The organism is Rhizobium sullae (assembly GCF_900169785.1).
Taxonomy (GTDB): Bacteria; Pseudomonadota; Alphaproteobacteria; order Rhizobiales; family Rhizobiaceae; genus Rhizobium; species Rhizobium sullae.
This window is the reverse complement of sequence record NZ_FWER01000061.1, coordinates 12,223-30,466: the sequence shown is the minus strand read 5'-3', so window position 1 is coordinate 30,466 and position 18,244 is coordinate 12,223. Positions and strand designations below refer to the sequence as shown.

The 18,244-nt window shown below is 58.6% G+C and carries 17 protein-coding genes and 3 pseudogenes; 9 read left to right on the top strand and 11 right to left on the bottom strand.

What is annotated here, in order from left to right; genetic code table 11:
- Positions 1-154: 154 nt before the first annotated feature.
- Complete coding sequence (locus tag BN1800_RS33265; protein ID WP_027509777.1) at positions 155-814, bottom strand: hydrolase; 660 nt, start codon at positions 812-814, stop codon at positions 155-157.
- Positions 815-967: 153 nt separating this feature from the next.
- Here BN1800_RS33265 and BN1800_RS33260 point away from each other — a divergent pair, with 153 nt between their 5' ends.
- Entirely contained in the window at positions 968-1,852 is an 885-nt protein-coding gene (locus tag BN1800_RS33260; protein ID WP_087004085.1) for a LysR family transcriptional regulator, read from the top strand.
- 119 nt (positions 1,853-1,971) lie between these two features.
- Positions 1,972-2,110 (top strand): annotated as a pseudogene (locus BN1800_RS43010) (IS630 family transposase); the annotation flags it as partial.
- 195 nt (positions 2,111-2,305) lie between these two features.
- On the opposite strand, the gene BN1800_RS33255 reads toward BN1800_RS43010, so the two are convergent.
- The 8 genes from BN1800_RS33255 to BN1800_RS33220 all read right to left on the bottom strand — a co-directional run bounded on the left by BN1800_RS33255 (position 2,306) and on the right by BN1800_RS33220 (position 11,814).
- Positions 2,306-3,628: an NAD(P)/FAD-dependent oxidoreductase gene (locus BN1800_RS33255; RefSeq protein WP_087004082.1), complete on the bottom strand. Its 1,323-nt coding sequence runs from the start codon at positions 3,626-3,628 to the stop codon at positions 2,306-2,308.
- A 9-nt stretch (positions 3,629-3,637) separates the two neighbouring features.
- Positions 3,638-4,522, bottom strand: a complete 885-nt coding sequence (locus BN1800_RS33250; RefSeq protein ID WP_087004079.1) for an ABC transporter permease — start codon at positions 4,520-4,522, stop codon at positions 3,638-3,640.
- 12 nt (positions 4,523-4,534) lie between these two features.
- On the bottom strand, positions 4,535-5,485 hold the full coding sequence (locus tag BN1800_RS33245) for an ABC transporter permease (RefSeq protein ID WP_027509774.1): 951 nt from the start codon (positions 5,483-5,485) through the stop codon (positions 4,535-4,537).
- A 101-nt stretch (positions 5,486-5,586) separates the two neighbouring features.
- Positions 5,587-7,263 (bottom strand): peptide ABC transporter substrate-binding protein, encoded by a 1,677-nt coding sequence (locus BN1800_RS33240; RefSeq protein ID WP_087004076.1) that lies wholly within the window; start codon positions 7,261-7,263, stop codon positions 5,587-5,589.
- An 85-nt stretch (positions 7,264-7,348) separates the two neighbouring features.
- Positions 7,349-8,680: an NAD(P)/FAD-dependent oxidoreductase gene (locus BN1800_RS33235; RefSeq protein ID WP_087004073.1), complete on the bottom strand. Its 1,332-nt coding sequence runs from the start codon at positions 8,678-8,680 to the stop codon at positions 7,349-7,351.
- The gene (locus BN1800_RS33230; RefSeq protein ID WP_027509772.1) at positions 8,681-9,379 is read right to left on the bottom strand and encodes an SDR family NAD(P)-dependent oxidoreductase; all 699 of its coding nucleotides are present in this window, start codon (positions 9,377-9,379) and stop codon (positions 8,681-8,683) included.
- Between the two features lie 21 nt (positions 9,380-9,400).
- Complete coding sequence (locus BN1800_RS33225; protein WP_087004070.1) at positions 9,401-9,886, bottom strand: MarR family winged helix-turn-helix transcriptional regulator; 486 nt, start codon at positions 9,884-9,886, stop codon at positions 9,401-9,403.
- 281 nt (positions 9,887-10,167) lie between these two features.
- Entirely contained in the window at positions 10,168-11,814 is a 1,647-nt protein-coding gene (locus BN1800_RS33220) for an ABC transporter ATP-binding protein (RefSeq protein ID WP_087004245.1), read from the bottom strand.
- Positions 11,815-12,350: 536 nt separating this feature from the next.
- Here BN1800_RS33220 and BN1800_RS33215 point away from each other — a divergent pair.
- Entirely contained in the window at positions 12,351-13,217 is an 867-nt protein-coding gene (locus BN1800_RS33215) for a GSU2403 family nucleotidyltransferase fold protein (RefSeq protein WP_179213960.1), read from the top strand.
- A 417-nt stretch (positions 13,218-13,634) separates the two neighbouring features.
- Positions 13,635-13,955 (top strand): type II toxin-antitoxin system VapC family toxin, encoded by a 321-nt coding sequence (locus BN1800_RS44170; protein WP_087004064.1) that lies wholly within the window; start codon positions 13,635-13,637, stop codon positions 13,953-13,955.
- A gap of 681 nt (positions 13,956-14,636) precedes the next feature.
- On the opposite strand, the gene BN1800_RS33200 is transcribed toward BN1800_RS44170, so the two are convergent.
- Positions 14,637-15,212 carry a cytochrome b gene (locus BN1800_RS33200; RefSeq protein WP_087004059.1) on the bottom strand — a complete coding sequence of 192 codons (576 nt, stop codon included), beginning with the start codon at positions 15,210-15,212 and terminating at the stop codon, positions 14,637-14,639.
- Between the two features lie 402 nt (positions 15,213-15,614).
- Here BN1800_RS33200 and BN1800_RS33195 point away from each other — a divergent pair, with 402 nt between their 5' ends.
- The 5 genes and pseudogenes from BN1800_RS33195 (at position 15,615) to BN1800_RS33175 (ending at position 17,756) form a co-directional block, all read left to right on the top strand.
- Positions 15,615-15,815, top strand: a complete 201-nt coding sequence (locus BN1800_RS33195) for a type II toxin-antitoxin system VapB family antitoxin (protein ID WP_087004056.1) — start codon at positions 15,615-15,617, stop codon at positions 15,813-15,815.
- Positions 15,812-16,327, top strand: coding sequence for a HipA N-terminal domain-containing protein (locus BN1800_RS33190; RefSeq protein ID WP_087004053.1), 516 nt, complete (start codon positions 15,812-15,814; stop codon positions 16,325-16,327). The genes BN1800_RS33195 and BN1800_RS33190 overlap by 4 nt, the downstream gene beginning before the upstream one ends.
- A pseudogene (locus BN1800_RS33185) lies at positions 16,306-16,458 on the top strand (nucleoside kinase); the annotation flags it as partial. The gene BN1800_RS33190 and the pseudogene BN1800_RS33185, both read left to right, overlap by 22 nt.
- Positions 16,459-16,752: 294 nt before the next feature.
- Positions 16,753-17,385, top strand: a complete 633-nt coding sequence (locus tag BN1800_RS33180) for a DUF433 domain-containing protein (RefSeq protein ID WP_087004050.1) — start codon at positions 16,753-16,755, stop codon at positions 17,383-17,385.
- The gene (locus tag BN1800_RS33175) at positions 17,382-17,756 is read left to right on the top strand and encodes a DUF5615 family PIN-like protein (RefSeq protein ID WP_087004047.1); all 375 of its coding nucleotides are present in this window, start codon (positions 17,382-17,384) and stop codon (positions 17,754-17,756) included. The genes BN1800_RS33180 and BN1800_RS33175 overlap by 4 nt, the downstream gene beginning before the upstream one ends.
- Before the next feature lie 151 nt (positions 17,757-17,907).
- Here BN1800_RS33175 and BN1800_RS33170 read toward each other — a convergent pair.
- Positions 17,908-18,211, bottom strand: a pseudogene (locus tag BN1800_RS33170) (lysozyme family protein); the annotation flags it as partial.
- Between the last annotated feature and the right edge of the window lie 33 nt (positions 18,212-18,244).

The following is an 18,244-nucleotide window of genomic DNA, read 5'->3' as shown; positions in this document are numbered from 1 at the left end:
GGCCGGCGACTGACCCTGGAAATGCATCATGCGCACAATCAAGCCGGTGCTTCAGATACTTCGACCTGTCACGAAAAAGGGACGACGAGGTACAATGCACCGTCCGGGCTTTTGCGACACGTTCATCGAGAAACCCGTCATCCCCGTTATGTTTTTAGTGCCCGCTTTGGGTGCTCGGCACCGGCGTGTTGAGAAGCTGCTGCTCCCAAAGATACGCGATGCCGCTGCCGCCGAAGTGCTGGATGAGAATCTCGGTCAGCTCCTCTGCATGCTCGGTGCGGGCCCAATCGCGTTGCCATTCGCCAGTGAGCGCCATCACGGTCATCACGTTTGCGCCGGCCGCGATCATTCGCTGGATGGCAACTTCATGAGACTCCTTCGAAATCCCGCCCGACGCGTCGGTGATCACGGTCACGTCCCAGCCTTCGCCGGCGGCCTGGATGACAGGCATTGCGACGCAGACCTCGGTCCACAGGCCGGCGATGATCAGCTGCTTGCGGCCGGTCGCCTTGACGACGTTCACCACATTCTCGTCCTGCCAGGTGTTCACCCAGGTGCGATCGATGACTTCCTGGCCAGGGAACACGTCGGTGATCTGCTTAAAGAGAAGTCCACCGCGCGCCGCGATCACGCTGGTGAGAATGGTCGGAACATTGAAGGCTTTTGCCAGCTTCGCCAGCGCGGTCGTGTTGTTGACCACCATTTGAGGATCATGGCTGTTCAGGTTCGCCAGCTGGTAAGGCTGATGATCGATCAGGACGAGGACGGAATCTTCGGGGCGGAGAAGTGAGTCAAGGCCGTTACGAAAGGTCATGGTTTCATCCTATGTTGACGGTTTATCGAAGCGCGTTTGCTCAAAAGACATGTGCCCTCCGAGGCGCTGCCGCGGGACGAAACTTGTCATTCCCGTTTGTGATGCGGTAGTCCTTGCCTTTGCTAAGCTGTGTCGCAGAATGAGGAACACTGAGTGGATATCGAAGATCTCCGGACATTCGTCGAAGTTGCTGATGCGGGAGGCGTCACCTCGGCCGCGCTGCGGCTTGGCATCTCCAAGTCGATGGTCAGCCGACGGCTTGTGCGGCTTGAAGCGGAGCTTGGTGTCCAGCTCCTAGCCCGATCCACACGCGGGGCTTCTCTCACAGAGGCAGGCGCAACCTTCCGGGACTACGCAGCCAGGGTTTCCGCCGAGATAGATGTGGCGAGGGAGACCATCCTGCCGGCTGGTGAGCTTCGCGGTCGCTTGCGTGTAGCCGCGCCGATTTCCTTCGGGCCGACGCATTTCGCGCAAGTACTTGCACAAATGGCGCGTCGCCATCCTCATCTCCAGATCCAGACCTGTTACAGCGATCGCTTCGTAGATCTGATCGCAGAAGGATATGATTGTGGGATCAGGGTCGGCACTCTTCAGGACTCAAGCCTGATCGCAAGACGCGTCGGTCCCCTCTACGGGAATTTCGTCGCAAGCCCGGACTACATTAAGGTCCATGGCTCTCCGGAGACACCGGAGGAACTCGTAACCCATCAGGCTCTCATGCAAGGCACGGAAACCTGGCAGGTGATGGATGGGGACAAGATTATAACCGTTCGCCCGCAGGGGCGCTTCAAGGCCGATAACGGGGCGGCTCTCGCGGTCGCCGCAGCAGCCGGATTGGGCATCGCCGCGCTGCCTGACGACCTTATCAAAGATTATCTCGACTCAGGCGAGTTGGTTCCGGTCATGAAACGCCATCCACCGCCGCCGGCGGGAATATATGTCGTCAGACCGCCCGGGCAGCATCCTGCAAGAAAAGTCCGGGTGCTGACCGAAATGCTGATCGAGTGCTTTGACCATGGCCCGGTGTTGCCGCGCTAGGACGGTATCCCGACATCGAACTGTCTGTGACGAAAGGCAATTCTTCGGAACTATACCGCAAATTCGTGAATTCGGACCTCGATGGCACGATCCCCACGAACTTCTCCAAACTTGCCCGAATGTCGCGTCGTGAGGCTGCAGAGCGGTTCGGCGTTAGCGCTGCCAGTGCAGTTCGGTGGCAGAAGCAACTCAGTGAAACAGGCTCCGTCCGTCCCAACGCAGGGTGGCGATCGGCGCTCGCACCACATCGACGCGCATTAGGAGACAGTGAAGTAGCTGTCGTCGTGGACGATTTTCTCGCCCGCCTGCTTGGCTGCGACGACGACATCGCTCAGGGGTTTCTCGGCGTCGAGACATGCGCCAACGTGTTGTCACGGCCAGTAGTTCGCACTCCGCGAACCATCTCGATTTCAGGAGTTGCCACTGCGCAAAGCGGGCAGTTTATGGCCCGGATCAGGCGTGCGGAGGAAGGGGCGCGCCTGCGAGTTTGGTCTTGATCCAGTCTGAGACGCGATAGTAGCGCAGCGCCAATTGCGGGCCATAACTCATATAGAAGGGCGCGACGCTCAACGGCTCAAGCTTCAGCGCCAGGTCGTGCCTGGGCACGCCTTTTGCCCATTCCGAAAGTATGCCGCCCAGCATACTACCGGTGGGCACGCCGCGGCCGGAAAGCCCGGTGACAGCCACGACACCAGGCGCCAGGTCATAGAGGCGCGGGACAGTTTGGTATTGCATATCCAACTCACCAAACCAGAAATATTCCCAGCAGATATCCTGTTGGATCTGCGGGTGCAGCCATTTCAGCCGGTCGCTCATGACCGTGCGGGTATAATCCATGTCGCGGCCGCGCCGGCCCATGGGAAACATCGAGGCGACGATCCGTCCCTCGGCATTGTATTTGTAGACAAAGATATCGCCGCGTCCGTCATGAATGGTCGTATTCTGTGGTAGGACAGACCGGCGCTCATCATCGGAAAGCGGCTGTGTCGCTGCGACAAATACCTTCTGGATCTTGAATGTCTGGTCAAGCTTCGGCCAACCGCCGACCGTGTAGGCGCCGGTAGCAAAAATCACCTTATCGGCCAAGACCTTGCCCCTGTCCGTGCTGATCACCCAACCGCTGCCTTGTCGTTGGCACCCGGTGACAGGCGAATTCGTGTGGATTACGCCTCCTTCCTGGATCAGCGCGCGAGCAAGGCCGCGCGAATAGCTGAGCGGGTTGAGATGCCCTGCTTCTTCATGCAGCCAACCGCCGTAAAAACGTCGGGTGCCCGTTACAGTTTCGACCTCGCCTCGATCAAGAACGCGCGTTCGGGCACCCACAGCGTTGTAGGTCCGAACCTTCTCCTCGATTGTCTTCATCATGCCGGGATAGGACGCCCCCATGACGTAGCCGTTCTGCTGCCATTCGCACTGTATCTGGTAGCGCTCTATCATTTCGGAAACGCGGTCGTTGGCACGGGTTTGGCGGACAATTAATCGCTCGGCCCAGGGCTCGCCGAGCATCTTGCGCAATTCCGGCAGGCTGTAATGGGTAAAGGTCGGGGTGCAGTGTCCGGCATTGCGGCCGGATCCCCCAAAGCCGATCTCTTCCTTTTCCAGAAGCACGACACGAAAGCCATCCTGGGAAAGTTCTAGTGCCGTCGTCAGCCCGGTATAACCACCACCGACAATGCAAACATCCGCGTCGACCGTACCTTGCAGCCTTGTCGTGTCGGGAGCTGGCGTGGCGGTCGCATACCACAATGTCGTCTTGAAAGGAGAAAACGTGCGCATCGCCTCCTCTCAACTAAGATCGCTGCGGGCGTCGAGTGCGTCGCGCAGGCCGTCGCCGATGAAGTTGAAGCTGGTGACGGCGAGCGTAATGGCAATGCCGGGGACGATCGCCAGCCATGGCGCCCTGTCGAGATATTGCTGCGCGCCGTTCAGCATGTTGCCCCAGCTTGGTAGCGGCGGCTGTATGCCATAGCCGAGGAAGCTGACATAGGCTTCAAGCAGGATCGCACGGGCGACCGTTAGGGTCGCGGCGACGATGATCGGGCCGATGGCATTTGGCAACAGTTCACGGAACATGATCCAGCTGTTGGAAAGGCCGAGCATGCGCGCAGCGAGCACGAAGTCGCGCTCGCGCAACGAGCGCACCTCAGCCTCGACGATGCGGGAAATCTCCATCCAACTCGTCACCGCGATGATGACCGTGATCATGAAAGGGCTCGGCTTGATGAAGGCCGCCAACGCCAGAAGCAGAAAGATACTGGGAAAGGACAGGAAGGCGTCGACGAAGCGCATCAGCGCTGCGCCGACGCGCCCGCCGTAATAGCCTGCACAGACGCCGATGACAGTACCGATGAAGGTGCTGAGCAACATGGCAAAGAAACCGACCAGAAGCGAAATACGGCCGGCCATGAACAGGCGCGCTGCGATATCGCGGCCCAGCGGATCTGTGCCGAAAATATGATAGCCTGTCAGGGGCGGCGCAAAGCGGGCGCGCAGATCGATGTAAAGCTCGTCGTAGGGCAGGATAGAGGGACCGACAATGCAGGCGAGCGCCAGAACGGTGATCATCAGCAGTCCGAGCATCGCTAGCCGGTGACGGGCGAACCGGCGGAAGGTCCGGCTTTGCCACCAATGCGATTTCGCGGAGCGGGAAATGGACAGGGTTACGGACATGGATTTTTCTCCCTAACCGAGCCGAATGCGGGGATCGACGAAAGCGACGAGAAGATCGGCAATGAGACTGCCGATCAAGACGAGGATGGCGGAAAACATCAAAAGACCCATGACGACGGGATAGTCGTTATAGCCGAGACTATCGAGGAACAGCCGGCCCATGCCCGGCCAGGTAAACACCGTTTCTGTGACCAGCGCGCCGCCGAGTATGGTTGGCAGCTGCAAGCCCGCAAGGGTGATCATCGGCAGCAGCGCATTGCCGATCACGTGTTTCATCAGCACCCGTCGCTCCGAAAGCCCCTTGGCCTTTGCCGTGCGCACGAAATCCTGATTGATGACGTCGAGCGTCGCAGTGCGCATGTAACGGCTCCAGACCGCCACGTTGACGAACGCCAGAACCACGGTCGGCATGATCAGGTGAATGGCATAATCGGCGACGGAGCCGTCGCCGATCGTGTACATGTTACCGGCCGGCAGCCATTTCAGCTTGAGGGAAAACAGGTAGATGGCGATAAGCCCGAACCAGAAGGTCGGGATTGACAGCGCCACCATTGCGCCAATGGTGGCGGTATAATCGAAGATGGAATAGCGCTTTGTCGCCCCCTTGATCCCGACCCAGGTGCCGACAGCGATCGAAAGCACGGTCGAGGACCCCATCAACAGTAGCGTGGCAAAGAGGTGACCCATTATGATGCCGAGAACCGGCTGGCTGTCGCGGTAGGAGCGGCCCCAGTCGCCTTGCAAAAGGTGCCGCAGCCAGTCGAGATATTGTATCGGCAATGGCCGGTCGAGGCCCATCTGCCTGGCAATTCGGTCCAGCGCTTCTTGGGTCATTCCCGGTGTCAGCGCATACTGCGACAGCGGACCACCGGGCGCCAGATTGAGAACCGCAAATCCGATCATGGACACCAGAAACAGTAGGATCAGGCTTTGCCATAAACGGCCGAGAAGATAGCGCAGCATCGCAGTCTCTCCGATTGCTATTGGACATCAGGTCAGGGACGTCGAGACGCTTCGTTGGCCCCTCCCCCGAAACGGGAGAGGGTTGCTCAAAGGCAAGCGGCTTAGGAAGCCCAATACCAGCTTCCGACGTTCCAGCTGTCGATGCGCGTATTGACATTCGGAACGACGCTTTCGGCACCCGTCTTGTGGCCGCGCACCTGCGCGTATTGGAAGACGGGCATGAAGGGCAGATCGGCGCGCATAATCTCCTGAATCTTGAGATAGATCTTCTTGCGCTCCTCCGGCACGAAGATCTGGCCGCCTTCGGTAAGGAGTTTGTCGACCTCGGGATTCGAATACTGCCATGTATTCTGTCCGGCGCCGCCCTTGGCGCCGATCGACGTCGATTTGAAATAGTCGGATGTGTCGGGATCGGCGCCGGTCAAAAAGTCGATGCCGACGACGACGGAATCGAACTGCGACATCATCCAGTATTCGCCCCACATGACGGCGGGGGGTAGGTTGGAAATGGTCATTTCGACACCGATATCCTTGAACGACTGCTGCATGAACTGCTGCACCTGTTCGCGGATATGGTTGCCGGCCGTCGTCGAGTTGGAGAAGGAGAGCTTGACGCCATCCTTGGCGCGAATGCCGTCGCTACCTAATACCCATCCGGCATCATCAAGGATCTTCTTGGCCTTTTCTGGATCGTATTCGTGCTTCGGCAGGTCTGGATTTGCATAAAAGGACTGCTGCGGCATGTAGCTTTCGGTCGGCGTCGGCAGGCCATAATAGAGGGCGTCGATGATCGTTGCCTTGTCGAGCGCATGATAAAGCGCCTGACGAACTGCGAGATCCTTGAACTGTGGCTTCTCCATATTGAAGGTGACGGATTCGACTGTAGAGCCCGGCACGACGAGAACGGCCTTGCCTTCAAGCGCTTTGGCTTCTTCATAGTGGTCGGGCGTGATCCACTGCAGGCCCACCACGTCGATGTCCCCTGTCTTGAACTGTGTATAGAGAACCGTGAGATCCGGAATATACTTGTAGATCACGCGCTCAAGATATGGACCGTCGCCGAAATAGTCGGCATTGGCTTCGAGCGTGATGTGATCGCCGGCGACCCGCTCCACCCATTTGAACGGACCTGTTCCGATCGGAGCCGCGTTGAAGGGCGCCGTGTTCTTGTCCTTTTCAGCGCCAAAGGCGTGTTTCGGCACGATGAAGGTCGACGCCAGGATCGAGGGATAGGGTGCAAATGGCTTTTCCATTTTCCAGGTGAGTTCGGTCGGTGAAACCACTGTCAACTCGCGTACCAGTTCATGCCCCGTCTTGCGCCAGCTGCGGAAATCCGGATCGACCAGCAGCTCCAACGTGAACTTGACGTCATCGGCCGTGAATGGCGTTCCGTCATGCCATTTGACGTCCTCTCGAAGTTTAACTTTCCAGGAAAGGCCGTCAGCCGAGATGCCGCCATTCTCGACACTCGGCACCTCCAGCGCCAGCGCCGGCGTAAATTTGCCTTCGGGGGAAATGGCAAAGAGCGGATCGAAAAGGCTGAAATGAATGCCTTCATCGACTTCAATATGCGGCATATGCGGGTTGAAGACGGTTGGCTCCTGCGAAAAGCCTACAATCATCTGTCCGGTCGGCTTGGCAGGAGGCGCGGCTGCGAATGCCCTGTCGCGGCCGAGAAGATCGGGTATGACTAGGCCGGATGCGCCGGCCAGCGCCATCATGGTCAGCGCCTGACGGCGCGTAGGATTGAGAATCGCATTCTTGGTTTCGTCAGACATCGGTCTGCTCCCTTTGCTGTTGCTCAGTCACTGTTCCACTTCGTTTTCTGCACGTTATGCGATCTGCCTTCTTTACCCGGGCAGACTAGAAGCCGCTGATCAGCTCGATCTTCGAGCCATCGGAGAAGCGTGAAAAACGGAAATCCTTAGGGTCGACGACCGGCGGCCTGCCGGTAACGATGTCGGCCATCAGCCGTCCGGCGGCCGGCCCGATGCCGAAGCCATGACCGGAAAACCCGGTTGCTATATGGAAGCCCGGGATCCTATCAATCGCTGAAATGACCGGCACGGCATCCGGCGTCACGTCGATGTAGCCGGCCCAACGCTGGGCGATCTCCGCCTTCTCGAAGGCCGGAAAGGCCTTCTTCAGGTTGGCGAGTGCCAGGTCGGAAAGCTTGGTTGCCGGCTTCGGGTCGAGCACGCGGTTGTATTCGAACGGGCTTGCCTCATCCATCGCCCAGCGGTTGGCGATGCGCGCCTCGTCGAAGAAGCGGCCTCCCAGACGGAACCTCAGCGAGCGCCACTCTTTGCCGAGCGCCGGCATGAAATCCTTGGCATAGCGGAAGGATTTCGGGACGATATCGACGACATTCTCATGACCCGATGCGATCGTGTAGCCGCCATCCTGGCGTTTGCGCACAGCAAACCCCTTGGACCAAATGGCCTGTTCCGGCCCTCCTTCCAGGGGCTTGGTGCGCAGCACCGAATTCATCACTTTCAATTGCGGCAGATCGATACCGAGATTGCCGGAAAACAGGCTCGACCAGGCGCCGCCGGCCAGCACAACGGCCGAGCAGGCAATTGGACCACGCTCGGTGATGACACCGGATATCTTGCCGCCCGATGTTTCAATGCCGCGGACCGCGCATTCCGTCAAAATAGTGGCGCCCTTGTCGCGCGCAGCTTCAGCGACCGCTGGAGCCGCTTTCTGCGGCTCGGCACGACCGTCTGCGGTGGTGTAGAGGGCGCCCTTGATGTCCATGTTCGCGTTCGGGAACATCGCGTCGAACTCGGTGCGGCTGAGCATCCGTGAATCGAGCTGATAGCCCTCGAGGTTGCGCTTCCAGCGTTCATGATCTGCAAGTTCCTGATCATTGGCGCAGGTGAACATGATGCCGGCGCGGATATAGCCGGTGGCGCGGCCGGTTCTTTGATCTAGGCTGCTCCAGATCCGCAGCGCCTCCGCCATCAGCGGCACTTCGCGCGGATCTCGCCGAGAAATGCGCACCCAGCCCCAGTTGCGGCTGGACTGCTCATGCCCGATGCCCCCCTTTTCGCACAGCGCGACCCGCAGGCCACGTTCGGCCAGTTCGAGTGCCGTCGAGGTGCCGATGATGCCACCGCCGATGACGACGACATCCACTTCCTTGGGCAGGTCAGCGTCCCCGTGGACAGGAACAACGTAAGGTCCCGGCATTCAGTAGGACTCCTCAAGCTGGCAATTGATGGTGAATTCGGCGACGCTCGCTTCATTCGGCAGGTCCAGCAGCATGGCAATGATACGGGCGAGATCACGCGGGTCGGTCATCTGGTCGTCGGCGCGACTGGTGATGCCGCGGGCCATATCCGTGGCAACAAACCCCGGACAGACAGCGGTGGCGCGAATGCCGAAATCCCAGCCCGCGTGGCGGATGCCATGCGCAAGTGCAACTGCGGCGAACTTGGACATCGAGTAGAGTCCAGCATTGGCACTCTTCACCCGCTTGCCGGAGAGGGAGCCGAGAATGATGACCCGGCCCCGACCGCTAGCTGTCAGCTGTTCCCAAGCCGCCTTGGCAAGTCGGCGCGGTGCCTTGACGTTGACCGTCATCGTTCGGTCGAAGTCGTCCTCGTCTGCCTCGATGACTGTTTTTGGGATCATGATGCCCGCATTCGCGATGATGGCGTCGACGCGGCCGAACGCGGCGATAGAGGCTTCGACCCAGGCTTTCTCACCTTCAGGATCATCGGCATCGTAGGGAAAGACGGCTGCCGAGGCGGAATCTGCCCAATCCGGCTGAATCGGCTTGCGCATGCCGAGCGACACGCACCATCCCTGACTGTTCAGCAGCCGGGCCGTCTCCGCACCAATGCCACGATTGGCTCCCGAGATTAATACGACACGTTTTGCCGGCATGGCACGATCTCCGGAAGTCGTTTACGGCAGGCCGGCGATCCGCCGGTAGGCTCTGCGCAGGATATCCATCAGCAGGCGTTGCTCGTCCTCGGGAATGAAGGCGAAAAAATCCTTCGATTGTTGGGTGACGAGGGCTCGCACCTGTACCGCCAATTGCGCGCCCTTCTCAGTGATATAGAGCTCTTGCGCACGGTTATCGTCGACCGACGTTTCGCGCGTTAAAAGCCCATGATTTTCCATCTGATCGACAAGCCGGCCCATTGCGGATCGATCCTTGAGAATGAGCTGCGCAAGGACAGACGGGCGGATCCCCGGGTGGCTATCGACCATCAGCAGAGTGGTGATTTTCCCCGTACCGCGGGCGACATCTAAGCCCTCCAGCCGCTCGTCGAGATCGCGTGACACCGCCAGATTGACGGTACGGATATAGAAGCTGAGTGTATCTTCCAGCACATCGAGGTCGATGTCGCCGATCGATATGGGTGGTGTTTTCTTTGGCTCAAGCACGGCACTAACGCTCCGAAAAACAAAAGGATAGCGTCCTGTTTTCCGGTAAGGAAACAGGTGTTTCAGTCTCAGCTCCAGCAGTGTCAGGCGTCGTTTCGACGGTGATGATTTGCTAGATAGTGGACAAATGCAACTATTTTTTCTGAGGCTTCGGCGCTAATTTGTTCACGACAAAAGAATGCCTATCAGATAGGCGAAGAGACCATGAAGGGGAGGCAGAAACGACAAAAACTGCCTTGCTTTTCAGCAGGACGGTTTAGTCACGCTCCGAAATTGATATGTCAGGCAGCCGGCTCCCACTCGCTGCCGGGGATCGCCGAGACGAGCTTGCGGGTGTAATCGTGATGAGGTGCGCGGAAGATCTGTGAGGGCGGGCCGTATTCGACGATCTCGCCCTTGTACATGACGGCAACTTCGTCGCAGATCTGGCTCGCGACCCGAAGATCATGCGTGATGAAGACCATCGCCACCTTGGTCTCCTTCTGGATCTTCGTCAGCAGCTGCAGAATCTGCGCCTGGATCGACACGTCGAGGGCCGACACCGCTTCGTCGGCCACCAGCAGAAGCGGGTCGAACATCAGCGCCCGGGCAATACCGATCCGCTGGCGCTGGCCACCGGAGAACTCATGCGGGAAGCGGTCATAGGCACCTTCGTCCAGCCCTACCAGCGTGAGCGTGCGAAGCGCTTTTGCCTTGGCCTCATGCACCGAGACACCATGAGCGATCGGTCCGACGGTCAGAACTTTGCCGATCGTGTGGCGGGGGTTGAGCGAGGCGAATGGATCCTGGAAGATCATCTGGATATAAGGGCGCATCGACCGGAAGGCATCGCTCGACATGGGCGCGATATCACGACCGTCGAACAGCATCTTGCCGTCATCACAGTCCATCAGCTTGAGCAGAACGCGGCCGAGCGAGGACTTGCCGGAGCCGGATTCCCCGACGACGCCGAGCGTTCGGCCCTTGCGGATGGAAAAACTGACCTTGTTGACCGCTTTGACTGTCCGGCCCTTTGAAAAGAATCCGCCCGACGTGTGGTAGGTTTTGCTCAGATTCGTGACTTCCAGCACCACCGGCGTATCGGAGGCACCTGCGCGGTCCTTCGCCGTCATGCGCGGCACGGCAGCAATCAGGCGTTTCGTGTAGGGATGTTCCGGCGTGTTGAGCACCGCATTCGCCGGCCCCTCTTCGACGACTCTGCCCTTTTCCATGACGACAACGCGGTCGGCAATCTCGGCGACGACACCGAAATCATGGGTGATAAACATGACGCTCATATTCTTGCGGCGCTGGATCTTGCGGATCAACTCCAGGATCTGGGCCTGTGTGGTGACGTCCAGCGCCGTTGTCGGCTCGTCGGCAATCAGCACGTCCGGGTCGAGCGCCAGCGCCATGGCGATCATGACACGCTGCCGTTGACCGCCTGATAGGCGGAAGGGATATTGATGTTGTAGCAGCGCCGGATCGGGCAGACCGACTTCATCGAGCAGCTCGAGGATCTTGATGGCACGGCTTTCTTGCGTCCCTATCTTGTGGGCCTCCATCACCTCGCCGATCTGATCGCCGATCGTCATCAGCGGATTGAGCGCCGAGAGCGGATCTTGAAAGATAATCGAAACGGCGCGGCCGCGCAGTGTACGCAAGGCCTTTTCTTCCGTTTGTACAAGATCCATCCCTTTGAAAAAAATGCTGCCACTGGTTACGGCGATCGCCGATGGGAGCAATCCCATGATGGCATTGGCAGTCACGGATTTTCCGGAGCCGGATTCGCCGATGATGCAGAGAATTTCTCCCTGTCTCAGGTCAAAGGAGATGTCGCGCACAGCGTGCGCCCGCTCCATGTTTTTGGGTAGGCTGACCGTCAATTCCCTGACAGATAGCACCACGCTTTTGGCAGTTGCGCTTTGGACAGTTGCAGTCTGCTGCATGGCGAAATCCTTTTTGTCGTGAGTGATCATGGACAACAAGCAAGAATAGTGCCGAGTCCGCCGTTTAAAGCGGATCATGCCCTTTGCATTTCGTCAGTCAACGATAGTGCGCGTCCGGCAGTGTCTAAACGACTCGCTTTAACCAAGAGACGGACGGGAACTTTTCCGGGTAGGCAATGATTGGACTTGCTAAACATATGCCAAACGTCTAGCAATAGAGTTGCTAAACATATGGCAATTGACTAGCAGGAAATAGCATGCAACCTCTAGCTCCTTCGTTGAGTATCGCGTTCGCCGATCTCGTGGAAAGCGCGCATGAAAAAGCATTCAACGCCCGCTTTCCCGTGAAAGGGACCTTTCACAAGCTGAGGCGCGGGGGGAAGGAGTACTGGTATCACGTCATGCGTGACTCGACCGCGCCCAGCGGCCGACGAACGAGCTATGCCGGATTAGTCGGCGATCCTGATGTGGACGCGCTGGTCGAACGTCATGGTCACGAACACGCGCGTCATAAGCTTCAAAAGGAGACAGCTTCCATGCTGCGCCGATCGGGCCTTCCGGCACCCGATCCCATGGAAGGCAAACTGACCCAGGCGTTCCAGAGAGCCGGCTTGTTTCAAGCCGGCTCTATCCTTGTTGGCTCCGTGGCATACCAGGCCTACGGCGGCATCCTCGGAGTCAAGCTGAGTGGCGCCCTCCACCGCACCCAGGACATCGACCTTGCCCAAGACCGCGAAATCGCACTTCACGTGGGCCACACCGGCCAAAAGCTGGAAGACTTTCAGGACATTCTCAAATCGGTCGATGCGTCATTCGCGCCGAAGCTCAATCCGAGTTATCCGAACGCTGGGCCGACGCGCTACGAGAACGCCAGCAAGTACAAAGTTGACCTCCTGACGGCTCACAAGAACTCAGACCGGGACCGTAGAGCGCCAGTAGCGATCCCGATCATGCCCGGTGCCGCGCTTCAACCGCTTGACCTGATGGAGTTCCTCATCAAGAACCCGATCCGGTCAGCGCTCTTATACGAAGACGGTGTGGCTGTCGTAGTGCCCGATCCGGTCCGATATGCGCTTCACAAGGTAACCATCAGCCAGATGCGGGGCCTATCGGGTGAGGCGGGCAAGGATAGCAAGGACCGCATGCAGGCTGCCGAACTGGTAAGGGCCATCGAACATGCCGGCCGCACCAGCGAACTCGCGGAGGCTTGGTCCGAATTATGGCGCGACAAGGCGAAGCGACGGAGTTTCGTCCTGCGCGGCGTCCTAGCACTGCCCGACGACGCCATCGACATCATAGCACGCAGCGCTATCCGATATGGAGAGGAACCATTTCGTGACGGCGAACCGCCCGTGGTCACGCTTCGGAATCTCATCTACAGCAAACCCGTCAGGGACGGCTAGGACGGTGGTTACGTCCAAGACGGGCAAAAAAGACCGTTTGCAAGAGCCGATCGGCCGGCATCGATCACGCAGACACCAGCGTTACATCTCTCAAGACAGTCGCTTGTTTGCTTGTTTCAATCTCTCGAAATGTGGTTAATGACACCGATTTCTGAGAGAAAGGCCATGTTGCACCTCACACACGACACTGAACAGCTCGCCCGCAGGCTTGCGGCCCGCGTCGGTCGCAAACCCGAAGACTTGATCCGCGCCGCGCTCGAACGCGAGGCGACGGCGCTCGGTGCCTCCGACGAGCCACAGCCCAAGCGTCGCCCGAATGACGGTCGAATAAATGCTCGCCATTGGCGCCAAGGTCACGGCCCTACCGCTGCTCGATCCGCGATCCCCCCAAGAGATCGCTGACGATCTCAACGAACTATGATCGTCGACTCGTCAGCAATCATCGCCATCCTTGAAAAAGAGCGCGATGCCACCTTTTACGCTCGCGCGATCCGCGAGGCCGATAGCCTCGTGATTTCAACCGCCAACGCCCATGAAACTGCCGTTGTGATACGCGGTCGCAGAGGCCCCGATCGCTCACAGAGGCGATCGACACAACGACGGCCGGCGGTCGTCTCGTATTTCAGATTTTCTGAGCGCTCGCGGAGTTCGAGCGCGATGCGGTCCGCAAGAGCATCCGCGCCGGCCTCGATGCGGCCCGCTCATGAGGACGCAAGGGAGGTCGGCCGCCGAAATTGAAGCCGGCTGATTTGAAGGCGGCTAAGGCGCTCCTGGCTGATCTTGAGATTAACGTGGAGGACGTGGCCCCGCCGGCTGGGCGTTTCACCAGCCACGCTTTGCCGGCACATTCCTGCCGCCCGATCCAGCGTTCGCCTGATCGGCTAGGCAGATAGGAAAGGGCCTCGGAACGCGCTCCCACATAGCGCTGTAGTGAAGCGGCCCTTTCCTATATGCCGGGAGTACGCACCGTCGTCGCCCGGCCTGCCGCCCTTGCCCTATGGCGCTGTGTGGAGCGCGCTTTGCGGGCAAGGACTACCCATGGCGGCACATCGGACCATTGTGAGGATGGCTTCCTGGAGGTGGCGGGACGAGAGGATTGCGAACAGAAGGGTGAGCTCGCAGGCATTTCCAAAGGCGGCTTGGCCCATTGGTCTACGTGATGCTGCTGCTTGAGAGTGGTCTCTTTCTCGCAACGTCGGACAAGCGGCTGGAGATCTCCTGGTATCCAATGCAGGCGAACCCTTTGCCGTGATCGAGGAGCTGCTGCGATGCATCGCGGCAACGACCATGCTTGCACTTTCACAAGTGCTCCATAAGCATGTCGAGGTTTCTAAGATAAATGGCCGCCTTCGAATCGGAATGTTGGCCGGAATGAAATCGGAATGAATGGGACGGCTTCAGTCGCTCGAGCCGGCGAAGTCATTCGGCAGCTTGCAGCTCGGAATTCCTTCGGTCGACGTTTCCCGCCATCCGCGCGAGCGTGTCGTCCTTCCATATGACCTGGTGAATGACGACCATTGCGGCGTGGCCGAAGACCAGTGCAAGAAGGGCCCAACCGGCGTTGGCGTGGACCAGGCTGCCCAGAGCGGTCATCCACTCGACGCGCTCGCCGCCTCCCTCAATGAGCGCGATCCCAAACGGAGCAAATGGGCGTCCGGAGCCGAACTGGCGAATTAAGGCCACGCTGGGGACGAGGATCATTAGCGCGTAGAGCCCCAGGTGGCCCAGGCGCGCGAAGGTTCCGAGGACACCTTTATGCGGCGGACGCCGGCGCATGTTGATCAGCCCCCAGGCACCACGGGCAATCACCATCACGAACAGGACGAAACCGACATCGCGGTGGAAGCCCCAGAAGAAATCGGCGACCGCTGTGTCGTTGGCAAGAGCATGAAGCGTGGCGCCTACGAATTGCCAGGCGAACAAGGCTGCCATCGTCCAGTGGAAAACCCTTGTTACAAGCCCATACCCGTTTCGGTCATCACAAACATGCTCCATCAGAAATCCTCGAGTTGTCAGCCTCAGCCGAAAATGGCCGCTCGTTTTTTTGATGCAATGCAACAAACAGTGAGAACACTGACTTTCTCGTGATCATGCGTGATCCGTGAGGGCAATTTATGAGTGATAGTGGAAGGCTCTCTCTGGTCTAAAAGTCGAGACGATCGTAAGATGCAACCAGCCGATGCGCGTCCTGGTCCTCAATTTCAAATGCTGTCCATCCCCGGTCAAACCAAGGGAATCGATATAGCGTTGCCCTGAGTCAAGTGTGCCTGCTTCACAAGGGAGTAGCGACCATGAAGGGGCTCCTTGCCATGGCGTCGGATATACGGCAGTGGAAGCCGAGCGTACATTTATTCAACAAATGGTCTATTTTTCATGCCCACATAAGGGAGCCAGATCATGCGATCGACTATCAACCTCGACGACACGCTTATGGAAAAGGCCAGGTCCTTAACCGGTACTAAGGAAACCGCGGCGCTCGTGCGGCAAGCGTTGGAGACGCTTGTCCGTGTGGAGTCCGGAAAGCGCCTCGTCGCGCTCGGAGGAACCACGCCCGATGCCGAGGCAGCCCCGCGCCGCCGGAGCGCAGGGGTCAAGTGATACTAGCGGACAACTCGATCTGGATTGATCATTTTCGCCATGTCGATGCAGAGCTGCGCAGGGTTATTGAAGACGACAGTCTCGACGGCTACCCGGATCCTATCGGCGCCCTTATCCGTGACGCGCGGAATGGATTGGCGTTCGCCTACAACACGGATTACGTGGCATCCAGAGATGCTATTCCCTTTTCGCTATCTCTGCCCCTGAATACAGAACCCTACGACGATCTCGTCGCTCGCCCCTTCTTCGACAGTCTCTTGCAGGAGCGCGATGGTGCGCTCACAGAGGTGATGGCTCGCGAGCACCTTGCACGCGATGACGTCGCAGGTTTGCTTTTCCACATGGGCAAGGACTGCGCGGGAGCGCTTTCTGTTTTACCGCTCGGTGCACCGCCCGCCAAGGTGCCGGGGGACTATGACAAAGACTACCAGCCAATCCCCGACGATCGCCTCACCGCGATCGTCGATGCGCTTCACAAACGAAAGCGCTTATGGGAATTAAGAACTATCTGATCGTAGGCGGTTCCGGCACTGGAAAAACGTCTGTCGCTACCGAACCGGAGCGGCGGGGCTACCATGTCGTCCATGGTGACCGGGTCTTGGCCTATGTCGGCGACCCCGAGACAGGCCAGGCACTCGCAGGANCCATGTCGTCCATGGTGACCGGGTCTTGGCCTATGTCGGCGACCCCGAGACAGGCCAGGCACTCGCAGGACCACCCACTTGGGGCGCATAGCTGCCGTTGAACGCATCAAGCGCGAACATCCGCAACGCACCACTTGCAAAGGTCTGATGAGTAGAACCTGAGACCCCGTCATTCGACGAGTCGCCTTTACCAGCACAATTCTATTTTCCGAGCCGTCGCAAATAGAGTTTCAGAGCTCGACCTTTACGCAAAGCGTCACTTGCTATATATATTCTGCACAAGGAGAATGATTATGGCCAGCGCCGTTCGTGAATACACACCCGCCGAGGCGGCAGCCGTGAGTGAGATCGGCATCAAATCGGTCCATAACGCCATCGACAAGCGAATCCTCGCGACCCGACTGTCGCACAGTTCCGTCCGAGCGCTCACAGATGATGATCTGCTTCGTTTGAAGCTCTGGTATGGCGTCGGCTCGATCCTGTCCGCGGAGCGTCGCAAGCGTCTGTTCGATACAATTGACGAGAATCCCAATGCAGCCACTGTCCGAGCGGACGACTATCTGATCGTTGATGTTGCCCGAGCAAGGGAGCAACTGGCGGCACGGAGCGAGGCGCTTCGGGAAGCGGACAAGATTATCCATAGCGTCAAAGGCGTGGTTGGCGGCGAGCCCGTCTTCAAGGGCACCCGCATACCAGTGCGAACAATCGCTGCGATGAAACAGCAAGGCGCTACCATCGACGAGCTCGTTGAGGGCTATCCGGCACTCACAGCGCGCATGGTGGATCTCGCCGAAATCTGGGTCGCCGCCCATCCTGCCAGGGGGCGGCCTCGCAAGCTGTCAGAACAGGGCTTGAAGGTGAAGTCGGTAAACCGTTTGCCTCTCGGCGTCGCTAGTACACGAAAACCCTCGGGCAGGGCTTCGTGAAATTCCTCATCGATGAATGCCTGCACACGTCGCTCGTGGCCGTGGCTCAAGATCACGGCCACGATTGCTTCCATGTGAATTGGCTGGGTTTAAGCGGCGAGACCGATTGGGATCTGATGCCTCGGATCGTTGCGGGAGATTTCACCTTCGTGACGAACAATGCCCGCGACTTCAGAAAACTCTATAGCAAAGAGGATCTGCATGCCGGCCTGTTGATCATCGTTCCGCAAGTCCTGCCGGTGCGACAACGGGAATTGTTCACGCTCATTCTCCAGGAACTCGCAGACGCACAAGATCTCGTAAACGAAGTGGTCGAGGTCACCATTGAAGGAAATGAAGCCATTCTGACGCGATATGCATTGCCCGAGTGAAGGCTCATTTTCCGCCGATCCTTGAAAGATCGATCCGCATCTCTGCCGATCCAACACCTTGGCCTTGCTCAGAGCTTTGGGCGCTCTCTCCCCGGACTGGCATCGCCATTGACAGGATCATCGGAAGGCGACGTCGCATTCTCCAATGTCACACTGTTTCCGGATCCTCCGCCCAGAACACGCCGACACTGTCGAACTCGCCAGTATTCCATGCATACACCGCATCCTCAGATCTGAGGAAAGACATCTTTGTTCGTGGGGTTGCCAGAACATTTCGCAACGATCCTCAGAACCTTGGCGAACATCGCCGTGCCTTTGCGGAGGTTTTGGCAGGCATCGACGAGGTCCTGCTTTAGATCCGCCGGTTCCTTGACTCCCACGCCAGCGGGATACTGAGTCAGCCCAACACGGACGACCGCCTGACCAGCGTGTTGCCGCACGATCGCCATCCCCTCAACCAAATCCTTTCGACAAGGGTGACATCGAAG